The sequence below is a fragment of the Pantoea sp. Ae19-2 genome (assembly GCF_059801205.1).
On record NZ_JBCHWE010000001.1, the window covers coordinates 3,802,951 to 3,828,567 of the forward strand.

Consider the following 25,617-nt stretch of genomic DNA (forward strand, 5'->3'; position numbering starts at 1 on the left):
AGCAAGGGGTTTTGTAACTAAAATTCTTGCAAAATCAAGGAATCAGAGGGTTAATCCTCCGGTTGAGGTGAGGGAACCCATTGCGCATTGAACTGCGCCAGCGGCAGGGCTTCAGAGTAGAGATAACCCTGACCAATCGTGATGCCACGCGCAAGCAGCCAGTCACGCTGCTCACAGGTTTCCACTCCTTCAGCAATCACATCCAGATCGATAATATCCGCAATGGCCGCAACGATGCGCACCATGGTGTCATCTTCAGGTAAGGCGGCCACGAAGCTGCGGTCCATTTTAAGCTTATTGACTGGCAATGACTTAAACTGGTGCAGATAGTTCAGGTTGGAATAGCCCATCCCAAAGTCATCAAGCGCGACGGCAACACCGGTTTTTTGCAACATTCTCAGCAGAGAAATAGCCTGCTCGGCATCGCCAATCTGCGCGGTTTCGGTAATCTCCAGCACCAGAGAACCGGGCGCAATGCGATGCCGCTCAAGCAGAGCGTGCAAATGGCTGACGATGCTCGCATCGCGTAACTGTACGGCAGAAATATTGATACTCAGCGGCACCGTTACGCCGTGACGCTGCCAGCCCGCCAGAATGCGACAGGCTTCCTCAACGACCCAACGGCCAATGGCGGAAATCACCCCGATCTCTTCAGCACTGGCAATGAATTCTTCGGGTAAGCCATAGCTGCCGTCGGCCTGACGCATGCGTAACAGCGCTTCCGCACCGGCTAACCTGCCGGTCTGCATATCGATTTGAGGCTGCAGATAAAGGGCAAACTGTTCGTCGTGCAGGCCTTGTAAAATATCATGTTCCTGGGTCAAGCGTTTTTGCGCACGCTCGGTTAACGCGGCATCAAAAAACAGGATCTGACTTTTGCCCTGACGGCGTGCTGACATCATGGCCGAGGTCGCTCTGTCCAGCATCTCACCGGCGCCCATCGACTCGCCCTCTTCACCTAATGCCAGGCCGATGCTGGCGTTAGGCCGTAGCTGCAATTGATGCAGATTGACGGGCTGGTTTAGGCGAATCATCAGGTTACGGGCCAGACGCAGGGCGCGAAACGGGTTATTGGCCGATTTCATCAACAGAACGAAATCGCTGGTTGTGGTCTGCGCTAAGACAGTGTGGTCATCAATGGTGCTGCGAATTTTCTCGACCAGCGTCAACATCAGCGTATCGCGCTGCTCGTCGCTTAATACGCCATTGGCTTCCTGCAGCGTTTCAATGCGAATGACCATCAAACTAAAAGGCTGTCTCCGGGAAGAGATAAACTGGTCCAACAGTGCTAAAAACAATGCCCGGTTAGGCAGATCGGTAACGGCAAAGTGCGTCGTTAACCGGCTCATCTCATCGTGGATGGACTCCAGCACGTGTTGATTGCGGTTATAACTGCGAATCAACATACCAATTTCATCGTCGCGATGATCGGCAGGCAGGGTGAGTTTGTGCGTCAGGATTGACTGGGGCGGCAACTCCTGGATCTCACGCGAAATTCGCCGCAGTGGATGCACCACTAACCGGTTGATGCACCAGCTGATCGAGACCGACAGTATCAGCGCCAGCAGTAGGTAGGTGATGATCATCGTCGAGAGCGTGCTCAGGATAAACTGATAAACACGCGTTGAATTGGCCTGTAACACCAGATAGGCCAGCGGCTTAGGTAAGCCAGTATGTTCCACCGAATAGAGCGGTAGCGTGATTTGCACCGGCAGCTCAAACAGACGGGCCACCAGCCTGGGAATCGGCTTTTCGTTTTCAAAATTCGCGTGGAGCGCCTGAAAAGCATTGGGCAACACCACATCCGCGCGCGATAAGATGCCTGCCGGCTTAAGAGAGTGAAGAATGCGTTCGGCCTGGGGAATATCGGCTTTCAGGACGGCTTCAGACAGCGGCTGACGCACGGTATGCGCGATATTCTCCATTTGCTGGGCGTAGTCGATTCTGCGCTGCTGCACAAAATGGAACAGTTGAATAACGATAAAAATGCTGATGGTGACCGTCGCAATCAGAGAAACGGCTGCCATCTGTTTTATCGTCAGTGATCGGCTTACGCGCAAAAATTTTACTCCCGGCTCGCTAAGAGCGTAGATATCCGTCTGGAAAAGCGCGTCAAGTATATCCTATTGCAGCGTTATTTTGTGGCTTAAGGGGGCGGAAGCAGACGATTCAGAAAGGAGGAAGTAACAAAAAGAGAGTTGCTTCAGCAGCATCCCCTCAATGTGGAACCGTGAAGGAATGCTGCCGTCTGTGTTCAGGCCACGATCAACGCTTTTCCTGATAAGCCATCCAGGTCAGTAACTGCAGGCTGGCAGAAAAGTAGTTCTGCTCAGGAGACAGTTTGTCACTCAGGTAGCCTGTTTCGTTGAGCACCAAATCACGTACCGCCAGCAAGCCGCCTTCCAGATGGTAAGGCGCCGCCGTATTGGCCAGCACATCAAACCAGGCCGGCGTATTCATACGACCATAGCCCTGCCAGAGTCGCTGGAAAGGCCCCAGCGCCAGGCTTTGCGGATCGTACCACCAGATATTCAGCGGCACGCGGATGGCATCGTAACTAAAGCGATTTGAATAACCCACCGCGGGCGCGACGGAGCCGTCGGCGTTCAGCGCGACCCAGTCAAGCGGCAGATCGCTGTTGCCAAAATGCATCTTACCCAGCAGCGCCATCCCGCCGTCAATCAGCTTGTTCCAGACCTGCAAATGGCTGCGCTGGCCGAACTCCTGCCAGGCGACAAACAGGAAATAAGAGGGATTCAAAACCACATAGCTGTTCTTATTGAATCCCTGCGCGCCCGGCATCATTACGGTGTAGCCACCGAAGTTCGTCACATCGAGTTTGACTATCGCACGCTGAATGCGGTCCGATTCCTGCTGATAATCGCTTGCATTCCATTTTTGCGCTGCCCGTTGCAACGCCCATGCAATCAGCACATCGCCATCGGACGCGTTATTTTTATCCGCGACAGGATCCTGTGCATCAGGAATGTAGCGCCAGTAGAACAGATCGTTTTGCGGATTGCGCAGGTTCGTGCGCGTCCACTTCCAGAGTTTATCGAAGGTCGCGCGATCGTTATAAGCAACCGCCAGCAACATGCCGTAACCCTGGCCTTCCGTGTGACTGACATTATTATTTGCCGTATCAATAATGCGTCCGTCTGACTGAAGAAAGCGGCTTTTATAGGTATCCCAACCACTTGCCATCGCCTGGGTGCTGAAAAACATCATAAACAAGACCAGAATACCGGACCACACTGGCTTAACTCTCATCAGAGCACCTTATTGATATCGAAAATGCATGGTATGACCATCGTTCAGCTCCAGCACAACCGGTACGGTTTTACTGCCGCCCTGGCCCTGAAGCCAGCCAGAAAACATCCCCGCCAGGATGGCGCTCAATGCCGCCTGCCAGTGAGCGACCGACTGTGTGCTGTCGCCGACAGGCAGAGCATGATGCTTAATAAACAGGGCGTTTTCCTGCGGCTGTAACTGCACAAATCCCCAACTGAACCGGGCCAGCTGCAGGTTCACTTCTCGTTCGAAATCCTGCACCGTACGCGATTCAGGTAAAGGATAGCGTGTCGCCAGCGATTCGCCCATGCTGTGCAGAAACGCCTCCGCCTGCTCCTGGCCTGCGTTGGCGATCATTCCTTCGACCATAACGCTGACCAGATCAAACCAGCCAGGCTGATACGGGTGGGTCATCCCGCTAAATGCTTCACTCATTACTTCTCTCCGAATAAATAACGGAAATAGAGCTGCGCCGTGCTCTCGTTATAGTCACCAAAGGTGTCATAACCCAGCTGTCCGCCAATCGTGACATCTTTATCAATTTTGTAATCCGCGCCCGCATGCAGGTTATAACCTACACCGTTTTTACTGTTGCCTTCATAGAAGGCGCTTTTCACATTGCCATTGGCAGCCAGCTGCTCCAGCTGCGCCTGACGGCCCGCATCGCCCGGGAAATAAGCACTCTTATCCTGACTGTAGCTCTGGTAACCCACTGCGCCGCCAATGTTAACTTTAAGATCGTCAAACGTGCGTGAGAAGTCGACTGGGAAAGAAATCGACGCATAGTCCTGCGGGCTGAAATAACCGCCCTGACCATAGCTAAAGTAGCTGAGGTTTTTCGAGAAATTCATCCAGGACAGGCTCATGCCGACCTTTAGTTCACGATCGTCAGCATAGAAAGGACGGACATAAACACCCGCATTGGCTTGCAGGTTATTGTTACTGGCCACGTTATTCCCCACGTAGCTGTAAGCGCCTGCCCCGACAAATAATCCGGCATCGCCGTTGTCATAACTCAGAAGCGCATTGCCGCCGTTTTTGGTGACATTACCCCAACGTTTGCCGCTGGATTTGTCTTCCGCGCCAACGTAAGACAGCAGGCTGTCGGTAATAGCCCGGCGCTCACCGGTCAGAATCAGCGTCAGGAAATCCGTGAGTTTCGGCGACCATTGCACCCCTCCCACCAGCGTATTGAGATCCTGGCCCAGTGGCGTGCTGCCCAGATCGACTTTATAGCTGTCGCCCTGAAGGGCAAGATTCAGCTCCACACCGGATGCGCTTTGCGAATCAGTTGTGGCAGTCGGGACATCGTCAACTTTGGCAAGACCGGCCGCGACCACTTTGCCCTGCTCCAGCGCATTCGTGCCAAAGCGACGCCAGGCATCGCCTGCACCGCTACCCGCCGTGAGTGAAACGGGTGTCATGGTAAAGTTGAAACGCGCATCGCCAAAGGGCACGGTAGAGAAGGTCAGCGGTGCTTTGGCTTCCGTTAACTGACTCAACCCTGACTCACCGTCACGCCCGCGCACCTGCACGGTGCCCTGCGCCCAGGTGCCGGTCTTTTCCTGCAACCTCTCCATCATGGCGTCAACATCGTGCAGCGTCTGAGCCTGCTGAGAGGAAACCGTGTTGGCACTGGCCAGGGTGCCCTCCTGCGCGCCCTCTGCGGATACCGGCGCAACCTGCCACGGCAGCACGGTGCCATAGCTGGACGGCGTGCGCCCCACGGGCGAGGTACTGCGATTGATAAAGGGATTGTCGGCCAGGGCCAGTCCGCCAATGGTCGGCGTGGCACCCGGCTGTGCGCCTTGCAAACCAATAATCTGACCGCGCGCCGAGCGTAGATAGCGCATGGCCTGCATGTGATCGCCATTGGCCTCGGCGACCTGCGCCAGGAGCAACTGACGCTGTGGCGTCTGGCTAGACGTCAGTCCTTTTGCCAGCTCATTGGCACGCTGCACGTTATTTTGTGCCAGCGCGACATTGATTGCGCCAACGCGCGCATCCTGGGATGGCGTATCCTGGGTCATCAAATAGTCGTAGACGACGCCCGCGTCTTTATTCATTTTGCCGTCCTGATACAGACGGGCCATGGCGAACATCAAATCACGGTTCTGCGGATCGCGCTGCAGTGCACCAATCAGCTTATCGTAGGCAGCTGCATACTGCTTCTGCTGTCGCAGCCGATCAACGTCGTTAATCAGGTAACCTTCACGTATCTCTGCCAGCTGCTTTGGTGTACTGCGTGTCTGCAGTTCGGGCAGGCTAAGAAAACGTTGTGCCTCATTGTCCAGCCCGGCCTGATTCAGTACGGCTATCTGAGCGGCATAATCTCCGGCATTCCCCTGAACACCGCGCTGCATATTTCCGCGAACCACCGCCACCGCACTGTTGATATCGCCGGCCTTGGCCAGCTTTTGTGCCAGGTTCCCGGCATCAACAGGATTATCAGGCGGATTCACCGCCAGCGCTTTCAGCGTGTTTGCCGCTGCGGCATTCGATCCTTGCGCCAGATACTGGTCGGCCGTGGCCATTTGCAAATTGAAATTCACACGCTGCGCCAGTTCCCGCATATCACGGTTTTGCTCGCGGGCAGGGATACCCGCCAACAGGGAACTTGCCTGCTGCCAGGCTCCACTTTCACTGGCGTTGATAGCGCCCGCATAGCGTTCCGTGGTGCTGGCACCACTCCGCATCACCGGCTGCATGACGCCTGCCGCCAGCAGGGTATTCCCTTGCTGGCGATAAAGGCGGGCGAGGTCGAGGCGTAACCAGCCATCCTGCGGATAACGCTGGATACCTTGCTGCAGGGTGGCAATCGCGGCATTGATATTGCCTGCCGCGACCTGACGTTTCGCCTGCTGGCGAATCGGATCAACGCTGCTGCCTCGCGGCGCCACACTTTGCCTGACGCTTTCCGGCAATGAGGCCAGTAACGTATTGGCTTCAGCGCTGCGGTTCTGCTGACGCAGCACGTAGAACAATCCTTCGCGTGCGCTCCGGTTATCGGGATCGGTTTTCAGAATCGCGCGGTAAGCCTGCTCTGCCTGATCGGGCTGATTACTGCGGCGCAAAATATCGGCACGGAATAAGCCGGCCGCAACGCCCTTCTCACCTTCGGCATGCGTCAGCGGTTCGCTCAGCGCCAGTGCCTGCGCGCTGTCGCCATTTTTAAAGGCCTGCTGGGCGCTGGCTAACTGCGCATAAAAACGCGCATCAGCAGCCTGCTTCTGGCGATCGGCGCTTTGATCGCCACCCAGTTGCGCCGCGCGCTGCAGATAATCCGCTGCGTCCTGATAACGGCCTTCTCGCTGCGCGACGTATCCCATCCCGGCCAGCGCATCCGCATCCTGCGGGTTAGCCTGTAACACTTTGCCGAAATTGCTTTCTGCCGTGTTCACGTCGCCGCTGTTAAGCGCGCTAAATCCCGCGCCTTTTTCGGCTCCGCCCACGTTCTTGCGGTAATAGTCCATTACCGCATTATCCTGGGGATGTCGCTGCTGCCAGGTCTGGTAAAGCGAGGCATCCGATGCCTGTGGACCCAGCCACAACAGCGCCTGACGAAGAGAACGATCGGCATCCTGATTGCCACTTGCCAGCGTACTCAGCAAGTCAATGCCTTCACGTCGGGTCGAGTCCTGATAAGTCAGCGCCTTGCCCAACGCCAGTTTGGCCCCCGTATCCTGAGGATGCTGGGCTGAAAACTCGCGCAACGCTTCAATCGCCTGTGGCAGCAACGTGCGATCGCCGGCCATGGTCAGATAATATTCGGCAGCCACGCTGGCGGGTGGTTCGTTGCCGCTAAAGGTATTGCGCCAGGTCTGCAAGGCCGCCGCAATATTTCCGCTTCTGGCCTGCTGACGGGCCAGCGAGAGTTGCGCCTGGGGAATCGTCTGCAACTGACGGGCATTATCCAGTTCAGCAAGGTGCGGATTGTCAGGTGAAACCTGACTGAGACGCGTGCGATACTGCATCGCTCCTGCGTTGTCACCGCTTTGTTGCGAATAGAGCGCCAGCAGATAAAGCGCCTGAGTATTGTTCGGCTCAACCATGAGCACTTTTTGCAGTGACGCTTTCGCCAGGTCGTCATGAGCCTTTTGATGCCAGTAGGCCGCCTGATCAAAGAGCGCCTGCAAGGCCGGGTTGCTGCTCTCCGCCGCCTGCAATGGCAAAGACAGCGAGAGCGCCCCGCCCAGTAACAACGCACGACAGATACCGGCACTGATTTGGTTTTTATTCATTATGATGACCCTTACTTCTTACCGGCATCGCGATTGTGTTTTGACTGTAGACGCCGCGACGCATGTCGTTTCAGCATCACCCACGCGGCACTCCCCACGATGGCGGAGAACAGCAGTGCAGCCAGCGCCATTAATACCGAATGCTGATTCGCGTACCACACCACCATCATGTACCACGGCATCTCGCCGCTAGGGAACTGTGGCCCCACCCGGAAACTCCGGATACCGTTCTCATCGGTGATAATCGCCGTATCACCGCGTACCGCCGCGTTGATGCGGGCCGAGCCTAAATCACCGTGCAGGCGCAGCAGTTGATCGTCGCTGGTCGCCACTGCCATGACCACCAGACGATCCGGATTCCACATTGAGCGGTAGCTCAGAAACCCACGCCAGGACTCATTCGAAGAGAAGTAGCGATCGGCATCCAGCGGCTGGCGATACCAGTCGCCCACCAGCCAGCTACGTAATTTTTCGAGCGCAGACGGCTCTTTAACCCCTAACGCACTGCCGTTGGCCTCGTACGGGGAGTTCGCCAGCATCGCCTGGTTAAACGCACTGTTGCCTGTCGTGCTCACTGCCAGTATGTCACTTTGCTGAACGCGAGCCAGGTTATTGCCGCCGACTGGCAGACCAAACAGAACCTGATTTTGTGCCAGCGCCACGCCGGTAGCATTTCCTGCCCTGGCAGACAGGTTTAACAGTGTTGAGATCTCCGCATCGCTTGGATTTTCAGGCAACAGCAGCGTGGTTTGCGAAAAGTCAGCCAGCCGGGAAAACGGGAAAGAGGCACCCACAAAATAGGAGAGATTGGGCAGCATACTGAAATGCCGCGTGTGGCTGAGATCAATCCAGGAATCGTCTTCGATTCGACTTTTGATATTGTTGTTCAGCAAAACGCCGCAGGGCGCATCGGCTTTAGGCTTGATGTTAAAATAAAGCGCCAACTGGTTGTCGCCATAAATCAAATAGGGATCAAGGTTAATCTGGTAATGTTCCTGACGCGCATCTCCCCCTAAGCGATGCCAGGCGCTTTCAAGTAAGCCCACTTTATTCACCGTCAGATTGCGCAAAAACGTGCCGTTCAACGTGACGTTAAGCAGCGAGTTTTTCTCGTCAATCCAGTTTTCCGACGGGAAACGGTAGTGCAAATAGAGTGGGACCGTATCGCCATCCCAGAGGAACAGGTCGGGTGCAGCGCGGAAATTCACCCGCATAGCATCGTGCCAGATGCCGGTCGCCGTCAGGCTTTGATCTTTACGCAGCAGTTCACTCAGTCGCACGGGATGCGTCGTATTGATCCAGTGCGGCGCATCGTAAGGACTGCGCAGGACAATGGACTGCGGTTTGACCTGCATGCTGTTGCTATCGGTCGCCAGTGGCTGGGTGGTCAGACGATAAGCGGCCTGGCGCAGCTGACTTTCATCTTCGCCACTGACCAGCAGGAGCTTATAAACCGGATTACCCGGATTATCGACCATCTGCAGGGATGGACCACGACTGGCTGGGAAGGTTAGCGTACCGATCCTGTCACCAGGATGACCAAACAGGATGCCGTTTTTTTCCGGCAGATTACCGCGCACGACAGGAAAATGGATGCCACGATAATCACTCTGAATACCCAACCAGGAGGCCACCAGCACCGCCGCAGTCACCGTATCCGGCGTGACATTGTCGGCAAAGCTAAACGTCACGTCAGCCGCAGTCATACGCTGAGGATCGATAAATGGACGCGGGAAATTACGCAGGCTGGTGCCAATATTTAACTGCTGGCCTTCAAGGCTCAGCATCGTTTTAGGCAGAATAGTGACCTGGTACTGCTCTGCGCTGTCTTTTTCACACAGCAGCTTGTCCGCGTCGTTAATTTTGAAACTCAAATTGTTACTGGACACAATCATCGCTGCCGGAATGTCCAGCTGATAATCGCTTTCATCGCTGTCACCCGACCCCAGCGGCAGCGTGCCAAGCGGCTGTCCGTTTAACATCAGCTGCAATGAGGTATTGCGCGCGGCGAGCGCCTGGGAAACGCGCAGGGACAGGTTGAGACGCGCGTTGGTCACCACCTCGTCGCCCGGTAGGGTAAAAATGATGCCTGACTGCAGTTGTCCGCCAGTCAGCGTAATGCCCTGACGTTGTCCCATCTGTGCCACGTTTAGCGTGCTGCTCACCGGCTGGTTGAGCATGCTGCTGACCATTGAGGTTGTGTCGACGGAGGAAGCGGCCTGGCCTGGTCTGTAGGGCGTTTCGCCTGCGGCGGCCTCCAGACCCGTTTCCGCATTACCGAGGCCGGCTGGCGGTGGCACGCTGGATAACGCGCTGCTGTCCTGAGTGACGGGCGAAGCGCTGCCGGCAGGCTGTGCATCCGCCGTTGCGGGAACCTTTTCTCCGATCTGTGTGGCCGAATCGGCAACGGCGGCACCCTTAACGGGCGCCGTCGGGCTGGCAGATACCGTACTGTTCTCAGGCGCGCCAGTCGCAACACTCGATGCCGAGCGGTTATCCGCCGCACTGCTGTCCGCAGGCGTGATCTGGCTGCTAAGTGCAGGGTCGCTGCCCGGGGCCGCGCTGTTATTTGGCGCCACACTGTTATTCGGTACCGAACTGTTATTTGGCACCGCACTGTCGGTCGGAGCCGCGCTGTTATTCGGTACCGCACTTTCTGTCGGAGCCGCACTGTTATTCGGTACTGCACTGTCGGTCGGAGCCGCACTGTTATGCGGTACCGCACTGTCGGTCGGAGCCGCGCTGTTATTTGGTGCCGCACTGCTGTTTGGCATCACACTGTTGTCTGCAAGGGGCGTTTCAGCCGAGGCCGGAATGACCCACAGCACCGCCGAGAGAGAACCGGCCAGCATCGACTGTATCAAGATCCTCATACTGCGCTGTCCTCTTTCGTCGCAACGTCTGGGCCGCTCTTACGCTTCTCACGACGATCTCGCCAGGTCAGCCAGAACAGTTCAAAAACCGTTCGAATGATGGTGCCCAGAGAGGTTAACGGATTGTCCTGCTTATATTCAGGCTGGATCCACGCATCGGCACGCGCCAGTACCACGCGCACCAGTTCGCGGCGACGTGCCAACGGCATGGCACCAAAGCTCAGACGAATGCTTTCTTCATCGCCCGATATTTTGGTCGCCGGGATAGTAATGGTGCCTGATTTCAGTATCAGATCGATCTCTTCAATCGTATCGTGCTCATGACGATTATCTGGCGCATCCAGATTCGCGCCGCCCATCGACAGATCGCTGGTCATCGTGCGGGATGAGATGCCGCTGGCATAGTGGATAATGGCCGGAATCTGTACCTCGATACGAATCGTTTTTCGTACCTGCTTGGTTTCGCGTGCCACGGCAATGGCTGCCATCAAAATGATTAAGCTAAAGACTGCCCACCCGACGTTGAGCGCAATCACGTAGGGATCCACGCCAAAATAGTCATGCATGGTGGCGCGCACGATGCCCGCCACAATGCCGATGCTGAGCAGAAAGGCAACGATGACGTGAGGACGAACGATATGGAAATCAAAGAATCCCTGGTCCAGTACGCCGCCCTTATCCGTCACGTTAAATTTTCCGTGTTTGGGTGAAAGCAACGTGAGGATAGTCGGGATGACCAGATGAAAGCACATGACCGTTTCATAGATTTCACCCCAGAAGGTGTAGCGGAAACGGCCATTCATGCGTGAGTTAACATACAAGGAGAGGACAAGATGCGGCAAAACGTAGGCGAAAATCAGCGACGCCGACGAATGGATGATATTCAGATTAAACAGCAGATAGGCAAGCGGCGCGGTCAGGAAGACCACTCGCGGCAGACCAAACTGGAAATGCAACATGGCATTCAGGTAGCACAACCGCTGTTGCCATTTCAAGCCACGGCCGAACAGCGGGTTATCCACGCGAAAAATCTGCGTCATACCACGGGCCCAGCGCGTACGTTGAATAACGTGCAGCCCGAGGCGCTCTGTCGCCAGGCCAGCAGCCAGCGGAATCGCCAGAAACGCGGATCCCCAACCCAGACGCTGCATTTTCAGCGCGGTGTGCGCATCTTCGGTAACCGTTTCTACTGCGAAGCCGCCGATCTCTTCCAGGGCTGAACGACGAATTACGGCACAGGAACCGCAGAAGAAGGTCGCGTTCCAGTTATCGTTACCCTGCTGAACCGGGCCATAGAACAGCGATCCCTCATTAGGAATACTGCGAGCGGCACTCAGGTTACGCTCAAACGGATCCGGCGAGTAAAAGTAGTGTGGCGTCTGCAACAGTGCCAGCTTAGGATCTTTCAAAAACGGCCCCACCGTTGCCTGCAGGAAAGTCCGGGTGGCGACGTGGTCACAGTCAAAGACGCAAATCAGCTCCCCTTTGGTAATCTTCATCGCGTGATTAAGATTACCCGCTTTAGCATGGCTGTTATCATCACGAGTGATATAGCCCACTCCCACATCGGCAGCGAAAACGGCAAATTCTCTGCGTTTACCATCATCAAGCAGGTAAACCTTAATTTTATCGCGTGGATAGTCGATGCACTGGGCAGCCAAAACCGTGTCGCGCACCACGTCGAGGCTTTCATTATATGTCGGGATATAGACATCGACCGTTGGCCATAAGTGGGTGTCTTCTGGCAAGGGTTCAATAGTACGTTTTAATGGCCATGTGGTCTGCAGGAAACCCAGGATTAAAATCAGCCAGACGTACAGCTCAGCAATATATAAGCCGATGCCAAGTATCGCTTCGATTTCAGAATTAAAATACAGGGTTTCCGTTGTTCGCCACCATATATATCGGGACGACATCAGGGCGGAAAGAATAACCATTACGACCGTTATTTTACGGCTTTTACTGACCCCCAATAAAAACACCATACCGATGCTTATCAAGCCAAAAATATACTGCTTTTGGCTATCCATTGGCGTGATAATGATCACCGCAGCAACAGGTGCAAGCACCAGCAGCAGCAGGTAAAACCCGATTTTACCCATGTTCCACCCTGAAAGAGCTGTTTTTTTAAACCTGGCCTGGCCAGGTCATTACATTTAATAGTTGCTGGTGTGAATCTGTGCCTGAACTTCGCCATTCCCTACATTGACATTCAGAATACTGGCGACGCGTTTAGCGATCAGTTCAATATCAAAGGCAGCGGCGGATGACGGGCTGAAATCATAAACAGATTGCTGTGAGGCATTCGCTTCACCCACACTTTCATCGCGATGAATCTGGCCCAAAAGATTATCGCCAAGACGTTGCTGAATAAAAGCCGTCACGTCACGATTAATATTCCGGCGATTGTCGCACTGATTCAGAACAAAATAATGTCCGTGTTTACTGTTCAGCGGCTGACCAATCAGGCGATTTTCTTCAATATGCGGTAATAACGATACTGAGGCGGTATCGGCCAACATCACGACCAGATGCATATCGGCTAAGGTCTTTATCGCTTTAAGCGCAGGGCCGGGGCCCGGCGGAAAATCCGCGACCATGACCAGACCGGGATAGTTCAGTAACGTGTCGAGGCCGCGCTTAATGAAGTGAGGATCTTTGGTCAGGTTTTCTTCAAACCGTTCGCGCTGGGATTCGGTCACGTTGCCGTAGGGCAGGACAAAAATATTTCCGCCGGTAGTCAGAATAGACTGGCTCCAGTCCGCCTGTTCCTCCGAGCGCGCAACAAAGCCGCGTCCATCGTGCAGCGGCACGCCAAAATGAAGGCGAAGGGCGTTCTGAACATCAAAATCGATTGCTAACACTTTGCTACCTGAACGGGCCAGACTCCAGGCCAGATTCGCTGCCAACGTCGTTTTCCCCACCCCACCTTTGGGCGAGCACACACAAACTAACGGCATAAGGCAATCTTCTCCAGTAGCGGTTTTAATAACGTTTCTTTTGGTAAATTTTCTGACCCACTGCTGCGCGCGCGGAAGAGCCCGCTAAAACGGCTATGATCTGTGGCAGGAACGCCAGTATTCGGCTGCGCCGTTACCTGTGGTATCCGCGTTTCTTTCTCAGTTACGGGCGAAACCCTCACCGCATCCTGTGCAACAGACTGCGCGGAGGGAGCCGGGAAGAGAGGTGAGGCAGAAGAAGGGGCAACGGGCGCCACAACGTCAACATCGGGTTCGCTATTGGTCAGGCTATCCATAATAGAATGCGAAGACACAGCAGCAGGCTGCGTGACAGGCTGAGAACGCTCCGTCACCTCAGGCATGCTGAATTCGTCACCCTGAATCGGCTGGGGCTGAGGCAGATCAATACGTTGTCCCCCACTAAAAGGCATGTGCTGGTCTTCGCTCGCCAGTTGACGAATGAGAGACCATTTGCTTTTATCCGCCGCTTCCTGCGATTGGCCTGACATATCCTGAAAGGCGATGTCGAGCGTTTTTGTCTTTTCCTTAAAACGCTGCAAGTCGTCGTAATTTTTCATAGACCCTGGCCTACAACTAAGGGGGGATTTTTCCAGGAATATATCATAATAATTTAAACACAGTGAGATAATTCTGATTACAAAACCGACGAATTCAATAAGAAAGCTTAATACTAATCACTACTCTTTAGCAAAAAATGAGTACTATTTCACATATATCCGTAAAAATTGTTGAGACCATCTTAAGTTAAATATTTTCACAGGTGATTAACATCTTAGCGATCGCTTACATCAGGATAGCCGCTGTTCCAACCCTTTGTATTTTTAGGCAAAAAAAATTTCGTTCAGTTCGGCATTTTACCGGCTGGTGTGCCTTTTCCCTGGACAGATTCCGTGTTTTCAAATTACGGCTGGTAAAGTATTACCCTGCTAATTATCGCTAATTAAAAAACCGATCGCTGTTGAAATCATTATCTTTTAGGACATTTATCTCAGGGGTCGGTTTGTTTAATCCATCCACGGGGTAAAAAAATAAAGCGACTTCATCCTGCTACAGTAGAACGCTGGCACTGAAAACGCCCCTGTTCATGTCGCTAATGTATCAATTAGGGTGAAGACCTCTCGTTTTCCCTTATGACGACCCGCTAATGATTGTGCCGGTGCGAACGCTGATGAACAGGCTTCGGACGCGCAGCAGCAGCGCCCAGGCAGGACGTTTCACCGGCAGGATGTGGCACGGAATCTGGAACGCACATCGCACGTTGCTGGACTTTCACAGGCGAAGGCGAATGAAAACGTTGTGTTGTTAAACAGACAGAATAACGAAATGAACGTACGGCGGTGATGGCGGAATCCCTGTGGTTAACCCCACGAGGATTCCGCCTGTCACTGATTAAGGCTGGCTGGCAGACTCGACTGATGCCGTTAGCTGGTTTTCATCCTGGTCAACCGCGAAGCAGGCTATCTGTTGGTCGCCATACTGCTTGAGTTGGGGCTGCAGCTGGACACAGGTGCCAAAACGACGCCGGCAGCGGGCATTGAATGCGCAGCCGGGCGGTGGATTCAGCGGGCTGGGGAGTTCCCCGGTCAGCTTAATACGTTCACGACGCTCATCAGGATTGAGCCGCGGCGTGGCAGAAAGTAGCGCCTGGGTGTAAGGATGGCGTGGATTGGCAAAAATCGCCTCTTTGCTGCCCTTTTCCACGCAGCGCCCCAGGTACATCACCATCACGTCATCTGCGATATGCTCGACCACGGATAAATCGTGAGAAATGAACACATAGGACAGCCCCATCTCTTGCTGCAGATCCATCATCAGATTAAGCACCTGTGCCCGTACGGACACGTCCAGTGCTGAAACCGGCTCGTCAGCAATCAGCACGTCTGGCTCAAGCATCAGGCCACGGGCAATGGCAATACGCTGACGTTGGCCACCCGAAAACATATGGGGATAACGATCGTAATGCTCGGTTTTCAATCCTACCTTGGCCATCATCTCCAGCGTTTTCTCGCGACGTTCCGCTTTACTGAGTGAAGTATTGATAACCAGCGGCTCTTCCAGGATCTGGCTGACTTTTTTGCGTGGATTCAGAGAACCATACGGATTCTGAAAGACGATCTGAATTTTCTGCCGACGCAGCTTCTGGGCGTGGGGATCGTGTTTTAACAAATCCTGACCGTGCCAGTAAAGCTGTCCTTCTGTTGGCGTTTCAATCATGGTGAGTAAACGGCCCAGTGTGGATTTACCGCAGCCAGACTCTCCGACAACCGCCAGCGTTTTACCGCGCTCCAGATTAAAAGAGACGCCATCCAGCGCTTTAACCAGGCGTTCCTGACCAAACAATCCTTTCTTCACCGGATAGTGTTTTTTCAGGTCGATAGCCTGCAGCAGATACTCGTGCTTTGTATTATCAGGACTCATAAGTTGGTCTCCCGGCATCGTCCAGCGGATAGTGACATTTGGACTGACGTCCCGGAATCGTCCGCAGTTCAGGTTCTTCTTTACGGCAGCGGTCATTGGCATAAGGGCAGCGCGGATTAAGCAGGCAGCCTGACGGACGATCGTATTTTCCAGGCACGACACCGGGTAACGAGGCCAGCCGTGCTTTGTCCGCCGCGAATTCCGGTAACGCCCTGAGCAGTGCCTGGGTGTAAGGATGACGCGGCGCTTTAAAGATATCCGTCGCTTTGCCACTTTCCACAACCTGCCCGGCGTACATCACAATAATGTGGTGTGCGGCTTCCGCTACCAGCGCCAGATCGTGAGTAATCAGGATCAGCGCCATGTTTTCCTGCCTTTGCAGATCCAGCAACAACTCAATGATCTGTGCCTGAATTGTGACGTCCAGCGCGGTTGTGGGTTCGTCAGCAATCAGCAGCTTTGGACGACAGGCGATAGCCATGGCGATCATCACGCGCTGGCTCATCCCGCCCGAAAGCTGATGAGGATAAACATCCAGACGCGAAGCGGGGTCGGGAATCCCCACCTGATTCAGGAGGTCAATTGCCCGCTGGCGGCGAGTGCTTTTATTACCGCCCTGATGCACCTTGATGGCTTCCATGATCTGGTAGCCCACGGTATAGCAGGGATTCAGGCTGGTCATCGGGTCCTGAAAAATCATTGCAACTTCGGCGCCCACTAACTGACGACGTTCTTTTTCAGAAATCCGCTTCAGATCGCGTTGATTGAACTCGAGTTTTTCCGCCATGACTTTGCCGGGAAAATCGATCAATCCCATGATGGCCAGAGAACTCACGGATTTACCCGAGCCGGATTCGCCAACAATGCCCACCACCTGGCCTTGCTCAACCTGGTAGCTGATGCGATCAACTGCCCGGAACGGTGCCTTATCGTCGCCGAAATGCACCGATAATTTATCTACATTTAATAATGCCATCTCGGTGCCTCTTTACTGCTTGAGTTTCGGGTCGAGGGCATCACGCAAACCATCGCCCATCAGGTTAAATGCCAGCACGGTAAGCAGAATGACTAATCCAGGGAACGTCACCACCCACCAGGCACTTTGCGCATACTGTAAGACGTCGGAGAGCATGGTGCCCCACTCCGGCGTTGGCGGCTGCGCACCCATTCCGAGAAAGCCCAACGCCGCCATATCGAGAATGGCGTTGGAAAAGCCTAATGAAGCCTGAACAATCAACGGTGCCAGACAGTTAGGTAAAATGTTGACGAACATCTGACGCAACATGCCTGCTCCCGCTACACCGGAAGCCGTCACATAGTCCCGGTTCACTTCAACCAGCACCGCCGCGCGCGTCAGACGGATATAGTGGGGAAGCGCGACAAACGTTAGCGCAATGGACGCATTAACAATCGACGGGCCAAAAATGGCGACCAGCACCAGCGCCAACAGCAGGCTGGGCAGCGCCAGCATAATATCGACAAGGCGCATAATGGTGGCATCGACCGCCCCGCCGATATACCCGGCCAGCAAACCAAAAATGACGCCAAAAATCAGCGACAGTACGACCACCATACAGCCAACCAGCAATGACAGGCGGGCGCCATACATCAGACGCGACAAAATATCGCGACCCACGTCGTCAGTGCCAAGGATATAGCTCCAGCTTCCGCCTTCCTGCCAGACAGGCGGATGCAGCAGAGCGTCACGGAACTGCTCCGCCGGCCCGTGCGGCGCCAGGACGTCAGCAAAGATGGCGATCAACAGCATTAACACGATATAAACCAGGCCCGTTACTGCGCCTTTATTACGTTTAAAATAGTGCCAGAATTCCTGAATCGGGGTCATCGGCTTGGGTGCAACATTTACGCTTGCGGGATCAACAACAGACATGATGCCCCCTTATTTCTTGTGGCGTATGCGCGGATTCACCACGCCATACAGCAGATCAACCAGCAGGTTGACCAGGATGATCAGAATAGCCGTCAGTAACACACCGCCCTGCACAACGGGATAGTCACGGCGTTGCAGCGCTTCGATTAACCAACGGCCAAGGCCCGGCCAGGAAAAAATGGTTTCAGTCAGGATTGCGCCTGCCAGCAGCGTACCGACCTGCAGGCCGATAACGGTGACAACCGGCAACATCGCATTACGCAGCGCGTGAATGACAATGACGCGCATACGCGTCAGACCTTTCGCACGCGCCGTACGGATATAGTCTTCCCCCAGCACTTCCAGCATGGAAGAACGCGTCATACGTACGATGACCGCCAGCGGAATCGTACCCAGCACGATAGCGGGCAGAATCATGTGCATGACCGCATCTTTGAAGTCGCCAGGCTCACCCCAGATTAACGTATCGATCAGCATGAAACCGGTGAGCGGATGGCTGTCATCCAGGAACACGGTATCTGCAACACGTCCGGAAACGGGCGTGAGATTAAGCTGAACAGATACCAGCATAATCAGCATGATGCCCCACCAGAAAATCGGCATTGAGTATCCGGTCAGTGAAATGCCCACCGCGGTATGATCAAACACCGAGCCACGTTTCACCGCAGCCATGACGCCGACCGGGATCCCTACGCATACGGCAAACATCATGGCGCAGATGCCCAGCTCAAGTGTGGCTTTAAAGCGCGGAACGAATTCGGTCCACACAGGAATGCGGCTTTTCAGTGAAATGCCTAAATCCCCATGCAGAACGCCATAGATATAGTGCAGATACTGCTTCCACAGGGGTTGATCGAGCCCCATCATCGCCATCAATTCAGCATGGCGCTCAGGGGAAATACCGCGCTCGCCTGCCATGATAAGCACCGGATCGCCCGGAATCATGTGCACAAACGCGAAGGTCAATAATGTAATACCGATGAACGTTGGGATGACAAGCCCCAGACGCCGGAGTATGAACTGCAGCATAGGCGTAATTCTCAGTCGTTTTCCCCTGGCCCTGGCCAGAGATAACATTGCTCATTAACCGCACCCGGCGACAGCCGGACGCGACGCAAGAAGCGCTTCTTTAATAAAAGTAATTAGCCGGAAAAAAAGAGCAGGCAACAGGCGATCGGTGGCGATCGCCTGAGGGCCGGAAAAACCGGCCCTTACTGCAATAATCCGAAAGGTTATTCCTGAATATCGACGGTTTCGAAGTGATGTTTACCTAATGGATCAACCACATAGCCGGTGACTTTCTTACTCACAGGCTCATAAACGGTTGAGTGCGCAATGATCAGTGCAGGCGCCTGATCGTGCATCACTACCTGAGCTTGCTTGTAATATTCAATACGCTTGTTGTGATCGGATTCTGCACGGGCTGGCTGGATCAGATCTTCAAACGGCTTGTAACACCAGCGGGAGTAGTTAGAACCGTCTTTGGCCGCCGCACAGCTGAACAACGTCGCGAAGAAGTTATCTGGATCCCCATTATCACCGGTCCAGCCCATCATCACAGTTTGGTGTTCGCCCGCTTTGGCGCGTTTCAGGTACTCGCCCCACTCATAGGTCACGATTTTGGCTTTAACGCCGATTTTGGCCCAGTCAGACTGAATCATCTCAGCCATGCGGCGTGCGTTCGGGTTATAAGGACGCTGAACCGGCATCGCCCACAGGTCGATTGAGAAACCGTCAGCCATACCAGCTTCTTTCAGCAGGGCTTTGGCTTTCTCCGGATCGTAGGCGTAATCTTTAACGTCGTTGTTGTAGCCCCACATTGTCGGTGGGATCAGGTTTTTCGCTGGCTGGCCCGCGCCCTGATATACCGCATCAATGATGGCTTGTTTGTTAACCGCCATAGTCAGTGCCTGACGCACTTTCACGTTATCCAGCGGCTTCTTCTCAGTATTAAACGACAGATAACCGACGTTCAGACCAGGCTGTTCCATCAGATTAATTTTACTGTCTTTTTTCATGCTGGCGATATCAGCCGGGTTCGGATAAGGCATGATCTGACATTCGCCTTTCTGCAACTTAGCGTAGCGCACTGAGGCATCTGGAGTGATTGAGAAAACCAGCCGATCGATTTTTGGCTTGGTTCCCCAGTAATCCGGGTTAGCTTTATACAGAATACGCGAGTCTTTCTGGTACTGCTGGAGCACAAATGGGCCCGTGCCAACCGGGTTCAGGTCAACTTTCTCTGGCGTACCGGCTTTCAGCATGTTGTCGGCATATTCTTTAGACATGATGGAAGCAAAATCCATCCCCAGGTCAGCCAGGAAAGGCGCTTCAGGACGCGTCAGCACGAAGCGTACGGTATGATCGTCCACTTTTTCGATTTTGCTGATCAGCTTTGGCATATCCATACCTTCAAAGTACTCATAGCTGCCGCCAGAGACGTTGTGGTACTTGTTGTTTTTATCTAACTGCCGCTCAAAAGAGAACACCACGTCATCAGCGTTTAACTCACGCGTAGGTTTGAAATCTTTCGTCGTCTGCCATTTCACGCCGTTGCGTAAATGGAAGGTATAGGTTTTACCATCAGCGCTGACGTCCCACTTTTCGGCCAGGCCCGGCACCAGTTCGGTCGTACCGGTTTTGAACTCAACCAGGCGATTATAGATAGGTACAGAACTGGCATCATAGGTTGTACCCGAGGTAAAGAGCTGCGGGTTAAACCCTTCCGGAGAACCTTCCGAACAATAAACCAGGGTTTTTGCCTGAACACCTGCGGCTACGGTCATGGCGACGAGGCTCAGACCGACCTTCAGCATCCTGGATTTGGCCAGGGAGTTGATCATGCTTTTGCTCCATTGTGATGTGTTGTTGTGTGCATTGCCCGACCTCTGGTTTTTTTATGCGGTTCAGGCGGTCCACCCTGCGGGTGTGATAAGAGTGAGATAGTTTGTTTGGATAATCCTGATTGATAAGCACCCATCAGAAAAATCTGTATCTGCACTGTTATTGACGCATCAATTTGTCAACAGTTGCAAAGAACGTCAATACAACGGTTACTTATTTACACAGAGTGTGAGGAATAGCAAGCAACGATAAAAAAAACCCATACAGACGCAATGCCATATAATGCACAGCGGCATGGGTTTATATGCCATGTATTCTGCTACACAGGTCATAAATGAGCAGTGATTTGCGCTAAAAAAAAACAGACATCATTTAGCGCCAAATGTTGGATATCTGAACGATTTACTGTGCGTTATGACGTTCACACAGCGAAAAATGCTGTTAACTTTGGGTTGAAAATGACCAATTTGCCATTTTGTGGCATAACCAAAACTTATCTTTTATCCCTCTGTAACCCTCTGATGAGAAGGCCTGCATAGCGATGAGACAATAAAACAGGCTGTCTGGAGCAGAAATTGATTTCAAGGAGGAATTATGGCGGTCCCGAAAAAAGTGTGACATGAGATATTCTAATAACCGAGGCGGGGCAATAGCGTCTGGCAGAGGTGTTATTTATGCCTGTGAGAAACGGCCTCCTTTTATACGAATTGCGCCGGTCAAATTGTGTGCCTGAATCGATTGCGACAGGCCCGGCTCTCCTTGGACCGTTGCGTTCGCAACGTTGTCTCGCTGACGCCCGGCGCGAACCGCCTTCGGCGGTGCTCATCCTCTTTTATTCAGGCGAAAAAAAACCTGTCTTTGCAGACAGGTTTCTTAAATATGGTCGGCGAGAGAGGATTACGCGCCCCTGCGGGACGCGCCCTTCGTGCCGTTGCGTTCGCAACGTTGTCTCGCTGCGCTCGGCGCAACCCTCCTTCGGAGGTTCTCATCCTCTTTTATTCAGGCGAAAAAAAACCTGTCTTTGCAGACAGGTTTCTTAAATATGGTCGGCGAGAGAGGATTCGAACCTCCGACCCACTGGTCCCAAACCAGTTGCGCTACCAAGCTGCGCTACTCGCCGATGGGGGCGCATGTTACTGCTCCCCCCAGGAAGCGTCAACCGCTTTTTGCGCTTTCCCGCCCAATCGCCTGGAAAGCAGGCGGCCAGCGAGTTTTATGCCTTGCCGCGAAAAATTGCCTTACCGCTATAGCGCTTTTGACGCTGTCCCGGCAGGTGCCTGACACCAGTTATTAGCCTGCTTAATCCCGCCATTTGGCGAGGTGTAACCCAGGCAGCCCATAATGGTATCAAACAGCTCGACATGACGATGGGTTTTGCCGACGCGCTGTTGCGCCTGCAGGCGTTCGAAGTTTCCACGGTTTGTCGGGTCAGCCAGATATTTATCTGACGCCCAGACCATCATAGGAACACGGAACTGCTCCGGCGGTGCCATTTCACGCGGCGTACCATGCAGATGCATATTGTCGCTGATCGATTCGCCATGGTCGGATGCATAAAACACGATCGCTTTTTTATCACGCAGCTGATCCAGAACGCTGTCCAGCATGCTGTCCACATAAAGGACGGAATTATCGTAAGCGTTGATCAGTTGCGCTTTGCTACAGGTTTCATCCACGCCCATGCATTCTGGCTGATAGCGTGCAAAACTGCGCGGATAGCGCTGTGAGTAGAGATAATGTGAGCCCTTGGTGTGCAGGACAACCAGATGCTTACCCTTCGGGTAGCGCTGCAGTGAGGCCTGTAACTCAGGCACCAGCAGCATATCATCTACTGATTTACCCTGGTTACGTGGCTCAGAACCAATCTGCTCGCGGAAAGAGAAATTATTGGCGTTGATGTTATCGTAGAACCAAACCTCACTTTGCATCGCAAACAGCTCAGAAGTGAAGCCCAGTTCTTTCATCACTGCGAACACATTTTGCTCTTTCAGTGTTCGCCCGGGATTGTCCATAGTGCCGCCTTCGCGCACAAACATACAACGCAAAGACAACTTGGTCGCGGTATCACAAGATTCGCCACGAAATGCGACCAGATTTTTCTCTTTAGAGAGTTTAGGGGTGGTGTTTCGCTCATAGCCCAGCAAGCCCATATGATCCCAGCGAGTGGTTTCGCCAATAACAAACACCACATAGGTATCATCTAACCCCGGAGGAGCAACATAAGTATATTTCTGGGCAGGATCCAGGAGTTCCTGATTTTCCAGCGTCTCGTCAATCTTGGTCCAGGTAAACAACCCCAGCGCGGCCAGCCAGTTAGAGGGGAGATATGAGTGCGCGACAATTCCGCCATAGCTTGGCAGATCGACGTTGGTCACTTCCTCATTCGCCTTTTGCAACTTGTCGAAGTAACGGATGGGTAACCACACGAGCGCAACGCAGGCCAGCATAATCAAAGTGGGTTTCAGGCGCTGTCCTGGCGTACGTAACTGCTCATTGAGCGTCATACTAAGGTTGTTGCGCCAAATCATGAACAGTGGCAGCGCGCTGACCAGCACCATCCACAGGATAAAGTGATAACCCACCACCTCTTTTGACAAATCGGTATCTGTCGTCATGACTGAGGCGACAATTCCGTAGCCAATGACCACATTGAAAAAGGCCATATAATAGCCAGCAGCAACAGAGATCAGGACAATCAGGGTGGCCAGAATCCGATAGAACCATTTTCCGCCTAGCGATAACAACCGCATCAGGAAAAACGTCAGCACCACGATAGCGACGACCTCGGTAAACGCGGTCAGCCAGTTTGTCACGGTTGATCGGGTTAGAAAGCCATCAAATCGGCGATAAAAGATTGGTAAATTCAAAAAGATACCGAGATACAGAGCCAGCAAGAGCGACAGCTTTTGCTGTGTTAATGATTTTATGTAATTCATGAAAAATGGTGTTTCCCCGGAGCGAAGCGCTTAACTAAACGTTAATCTGACTGCCATATTTCGGCAGAGTTCGCGAATTAAGCGGGCCGGATAAATAAGAAGAGTATTCTGAACGTTTTTAGACGTCATAATGCGAAGTGGCACAGTTAACCATGCGGCAACAAATTAGACCAGAAAATAATCCCGGACAGGACGTTTCAAAAACGTCACTCAGAAAGGCGCAGAGAGAAAAAAGGGCCTGTATTCAGGCCCTTAAGCGTTTAGCGAATGATATTCAGCGTGACATCAATGTTGTTGCGTGTGGCATTTGAATAGGGACAAACGATATGAGCCGCATCAACCAGTTTCTGCGCTTCGGCTTCGTCCATTTCAGGCAGGTGAATATTCAGCGTTGCTTCAATACCGAAACCATTGGGGATAGGGCCAATACCCACTTCGCCTTCAATCCATGCATCTTTTGGCATCGCAATTTTGTCACGGCCAGCAACGAACTTCATTGCGCCCAGGAAGCAAGCTGAATATCCCGCGGCAAAAAGCTGCTCCGGGTTAGTGACTTCGCCACCTGCACCGCCCATCTCTTTCGGTACACCCAGTTTCACATCCAGAACGCCGTCAGATGAAGTTGCACGACCATCACGACCACCGGTAGCCTTAGCTTTTGCACGATAAACCACTTGTTCTAAAGACATATCTGCTCTCCATTACACTATTTAATCGCTCGCGACTTATCAATAAGCACCGAGCTGCGAAGTTTGACTCGTTTCTACATCCAGATTAAAAATTTAGCGCGGCACCATGAGTTTGTCACGTAACTGGTTCAACTGCAGTTTGAGCGAATTCATTTCATCTTCGCTGCAGTCAGATGCACACTGAATCTCATCAGGAATGCTTTCAGCCTGCTGGCGCAGCGAACGCCCTGCATCCGTTAAACTCACGACGACCTGACGTTCATCCTGACGGGAACGCTGGCGATTAAGTAAGCCCGCATTTTCCAGCCGTTTCAGCAGCGGCGTCAGCGTTGCAGAATCCAGAAAGAGGCGTTCACCAATTTCTGATACGGTCAGTGAATCCTGTTGCCACAGTACCAGCATCACCAGATATTGCGGATAGGTAATATCCATCTGTGTGAGCAACTTACGGTATACTTTATGCATCGCCAGGTTGGCGGAATAAAGTGCAAAACAAAGTTGCTGATCGAGCAACAGTGGCGCAGCTTTCACTTTTTTGTCATTTTGATTACTGTTCATAGACGCAATATAAGTAGCGCGCTAGTTAATTGCAAGCAATTTATGAAATGAGGTAGTGCATGCAGGATTCTCTGGAAGAACGGGCGCGTCGCTATGCCACACAAGCCCATGCCGAAACGGGTCAACGACGCAAATATACCGATGAGCCCTACATCGTGCATCCCGCTGCCGTTGTGGAACTGGTCAGAAGCATTACCGATAATCCTGTGATGCTGGCCGCCTCCTGGCTGCATGATACCGTGGAAGATACGGCGACCACCCTCAATGATATCCAGACGCATTTTGGTGACGAGGTCGCGAAGCTGGTTGAGATGCTGACCAACACGGCACCACAGAGTGCAAAGAACCGTGCGGCACGTAAAGTGGCCGATTTTCGCCATACGGCTCAGGCCAGCCCAGAGGCACAAACGATAAAGCTGGCTGACATTATTGACAATACACGTTCAATTGTTCGTTTCGATCCCCATTTCGCCCGTGTTTATCTGATTGAAAAAAGGGTGCAAATTCAATTACTCAGACAGGGCAACACAGAACTCTGGCGTCAGGCTTCTGCCAATATTGAAAATGGCATTGCGCAACTGGCTGAGGCTCCCTATAACGTGCCCGAAAAGTGGTTTGTGAAGCAAGCCGCGAAATACGGTGGGTTGAGCTAAAACCCGCCGCTGCATGTGGTCGCCTTTGAAGTAAACTGCACAGGGTAAGCCAGTCATCAGGAACCGATTATATGGTTTACAGGTTTACAGGTTTACAGGTTTACAGGTTTACAGGTTTACAGGTTTACAGGTTTACAGGTTTACAGGTTTACAGGCTTACAGGCTTACAGGCTTACAGGCTTACAGGCTTACAGGCTTACAGGAAACGATAAGCCCGACCTGGGGATCCCCAATCGATTACG

At 53.1% G+C, this 25,617-nt stretch carries 17 protein-coding genes, 1 tRNA gene and 1 other RNA gene; 1 reads left to right on the plus strand and 18 read right to left on the minus strand.

Annotated features, from left to right (window positions below; all coding sequences use genetic code 11):
* Positions 1-50 precede the first annotated feature (50 nt).
* From hmsP to AAIE03_RS17560, 18 genes are all read right to left on the minus strand, one after another.
* Entirely contained in the window at positions 51-2,060 is a 2,010-nt protein-coding gene (gene hmsP / locus AAIE03_RS17475; protein ID WP_498563101.1) for a biofilm formation regulator HmsP, read from the minus strand.
* 205 nt (positions 2,061-2,265) lie between these two features.
* Positions 2,266-3,270, minus strand: a complete 1,005-nt coding sequence (locus tag AAIE03_RS17480) for a family 8 glycosyl hydrolase (RefSeq protein ID WP_014607007.1) — start codon at positions 3,268-3,270, stop codon at positions 2,266-2,268.
* A 9-nt stretch (positions 3,271-3,279) separates the two neighbouring features.
* Positions 3,280-3,726, minus strand: a complete 447-nt coding sequence (gene bcsD, locus AAIE03_RS17485; RefSeq protein ID WP_498563102.1) for a cellulose biosynthesis protein BcsD — start codon at positions 3,724-3,726, stop codon at positions 3,280-3,282.
* A complete protein-coding gene (locus AAIE03_RS17490; protein WP_072138484.1) occupies positions 3,726-7,532 on the minus strand; it encodes a cellulose biosynthesis protein BcsC in 3,807 nt (1,268 codons plus the stop codon). The genes bcsD and AAIE03_RS17490 overlap by 1 nt, the downstream gene beginning before the upstream one ends.
* 11 nt (positions 7,533-7,543) lie before the next feature.
* Entirely contained in the window at positions 7,544-10,405 is a 2,862-nt protein-coding gene (bcsB, locus tag AAIE03_RS17495) for a cellulose biosynthesis cyclic di-GMP-binding regulatory protein BcsB (RefSeq protein ID WP_498563103.1), read from the minus strand.
* Positions 10,402-12,507, minus strand: coding sequence for a UDP-forming cellulose synthase catalytic subunit (gene bcsA, locus AAIE03_RS17500; RefSeq protein ID WP_014607010.1), 2,106 nt, complete (start codon positions 12,505-12,507; stop codon positions 10,402-10,404). The genes bcsB and bcsA overlap by 4 nt, the downstream gene beginning before the upstream one ends.
* Positions 12,508-12,561: 54 nt before the next feature.
* On the minus strand, positions 12,562-13,365 hold the full coding sequence (bcsQ, locus tag AAIE03_RS17505) for a cellulose biosynthesis protein BcsQ (RefSeq protein ID WP_013024034.1): 804 nt from the start codon (positions 13,363-13,365) through the stop codon (positions 12,562-12,564).
* Positions 13,356-13,943 carry a cellulose biosynthesis protein BcsO gene (gene bcsO, locus AAIE03_RS17510; RefSeq protein WP_014607011.1) on the minus strand — a complete coding sequence of 196 codons (588 nt, stop codon included), beginning with the start codon at positions 13,941-13,943 and terminating at the stop codon, positions 13,356-13,358. Before bcsO ends, bcsQ begins: the two co-directional genes overlap by 10 nt.
* A gap of 832 nt (positions 13,944-14,775) precedes the next feature.
* Positions 14,776-15,804, minus strand: coding sequence for a dipeptide ABC transporter ATP-binding subunit DppF (dppF, locus tag AAIE03_RS17515; protein WP_014607012.1), 1,029 nt, complete (start codon positions 15,802-15,804; stop codon positions 14,776-14,778).
* Positions 15,794-16,780, minus strand: a complete 987-nt coding sequence (dppD, locus tag AAIE03_RS17520; RefSeq protein WP_013024031.1) for a dipeptide ABC transporter ATP-binding protein — start codon at positions 16,778-16,780, stop codon at positions 15,794-15,796. Before dppD ends, dppF begins: the two co-directional genes overlap by 11 nt.
* A gap of 12 nt (positions 16,781-16,792) precedes the next feature.
* A complete protein-coding gene (gene dppC / locus AAIE03_RS17525; RefSeq protein WP_013024030.1) occupies positions 16,793-17,695 on the minus strand; it encodes a dipeptide ABC transporter permease DppC in 903 nt (300 codons plus the stop codon).
* A gap of 9 nt (positions 17,696-17,704) precedes the next feature.
* A complete protein-coding gene (gene dppB, locus AAIE03_RS17530; protein ID WP_014607013.1) occupies positions 17,705-18,724 on the minus strand; it encodes a dipeptide ABC transporter permease DppB in 1,020 nt (339 codons plus the stop codon).
* A gap of 203 nt (positions 18,725-18,927) precedes the next feature.
* Positions 18,928-20,538 (minus strand): dipeptide ABC transporter periplasmic-binding protein DppA, encoded by a 1,611-nt coding sequence (dppA, locus tag AAIE03_RS17535; RefSeq protein ID WP_014594987.1) that lies wholly within the window; start codon positions 20,536-20,538, stop codon positions 18,928-18,930.
* An 881-nt stretch (positions 20,539-21,419) separates the two neighbouring features.
* Positions 21,420-21,549, minus strand: a non-coding RNA gene (locus AAIE03_RS17540) — RtT sRNA.
* Positions 21,550-21,582: 33 nt separating this feature from the next.
* Positions 21,583-21,659, minus strand: a tRNA-Pro gene (locus AAIE03_RS17545).
* 124 nt (positions 21,660-21,783) lie between these two features.
* Positions 21,784-23,475 (minus strand): kdo(2)-lipid A phosphoethanolamine 7''-transferase, encoded by a 1,692-nt coding sequence (gene eptB / locus AAIE03_RS17550; protein WP_013024027.1) that lies wholly within the window; start codon positions 23,473-23,475, stop codon positions 21,784-21,786.
* A 260-nt stretch (positions 23,476-23,735) separates the two neighbouring features.
* Positions 23,736-24,164 (minus strand): organic hydroperoxide resistance protein, encoded by a 429-nt coding sequence (locus AAIE03_RS17555; RefSeq protein WP_013024026.1) that lies wholly within the window; start codon positions 24,162-24,164, stop codon positions 23,736-23,738.
* A gap of 93 nt (positions 24,165-24,257) precedes the next feature.
* Complete coding sequence (locus tag AAIE03_RS17560; protein ID WP_013024025.1) at positions 24,258-24,722, minus strand: MarR family winged helix-turn-helix transcriptional regulator; 465 nt, start codon at positions 24,720-24,722, stop codon at positions 24,258-24,260.
* A 59-nt stretch (positions 24,723-24,781) separates the two neighbouring features.
* Here AAIE03_RS17560 and AAIE03_RS17565 point away from each other — a divergent pair, with 59 nt between their 5' ends.
* Positions 24,782-25,375, plus strand: coding sequence for an HD domain-containing protein (locus AAIE03_RS17565; RefSeq protein WP_110286906.1), 594 nt, complete (start codon positions 24,782-24,784; stop codon positions 25,373-25,375).
* Positions 25,376-25,617 lie beyond the last annotated feature (242 nt).

Bases quoted from the DNA above. Each gene is read 5' to 3' on its own strand.
- AAIE03_RS17480 (WP_014607007.1), bottom strand. From the start codon at position 3,270: ATGAGAGTTAAGCCAGTGTGGTCCGGTATTCTGGTCTTGTTTATGATG.
- bcsD (WP_498563102.1), bottom strand. From the start codon at position 3,726: ATGAGTGAAGCATTTAGCGGGATGACCCACCCGTATCAGCCTGGCTGG.
- AAIE03_RS17490 (WP_072138484.1), bottom strand. From the start codon at position 7,532: ATGAATAAAAACCAAATCAGTGCCGGTATCTGTCGTGCGTTGTTACTG.
- bcsB (WP_498563103.1), bottom strand. From the start codon at position 10,405: ATGAGGATCTTGATACAGTCGATGCTGGCCGGTTCTCTCTCGGCGGTG.
- bcsA (WP_014607010.1), bottom strand. From the start codon at position 12,507: ATGGGTAAAATCGGGTTTTACCTGCTGCTGCTGGTGCTTGCACCTGTT.
- bcsQ (WP_013024034.1), bottom strand. From the start codon at position 13,365: ATGCCGTTAGTTTGTGTGTGCTCGCCCAAAGGTGGGGTGGGGAAAACG.
- bcsO (WP_014607011.1), bottom strand. From the start codon at position 13,943: ATGAAAAATTACGACGACTTGCAGCGTTTTAAGGAAAAGACAAAAACG.
- dppF (WP_014607012.1), bottom strand. From the start codon at position 15,804: ATGAGTCCTGATAATACAAAGCACGAGTATCTGCTGCAGGCTATCGAC.
- dppD (WP_013024031.1), bottom strand. From the start codon at position 16,780: ATGGCATTATTAAATGTAGATAAATTATCGGTGCATTTCGGCGACGAT.
- dppC (WP_013024030.1), bottom strand. From the start codon at position 17,695: ATGTCTGTTGTTGATCCCGCAAGCGTAAATGTTGCACCCAAGCCGATG.
- dppB (WP_014607013.1), bottom strand. From the start codon at position 18,724: ATGCTGCAGTTCATACTCCGGCGTCTGGGGCTTGTCATCCCAACGTTC.
- dppA (WP_014594987.1), bottom strand. From the start codon at position 20,538: ATGATCAACTCCCTGGCCAAATCCAGGATGCTGAAGGTCGGTCTGAGC.
- eptB (WP_013024027.1), bottom strand. From the start codon at position 23,475: ATGAATTACATAAAATCATTAACACAGCAAAAGCTGTCGCTCTTGCTG.
- AAIE03_RS17555 (WP_013024026.1), bottom strand. From the start codon at position 24,164: ATGTCTTTAGAACAAGTGGTTTATCGTGCAAAAGCTAAGGCTACCGGT.
- AAIE03_RS17560 (WP_013024025.1), bottom strand. From the start codon at position 24,722: ATGAACAGTAATCAAAATGACAAAAAAGTGAAAGCTGCGCCACTGTTG.
- AAIE03_RS17565 (WP_110286906.1), top strand. From the start codon at position 24,782: ATGCAGGATTCTCTGGAAGAACGGGCGCGTCGCTATGCCACACAAGCC.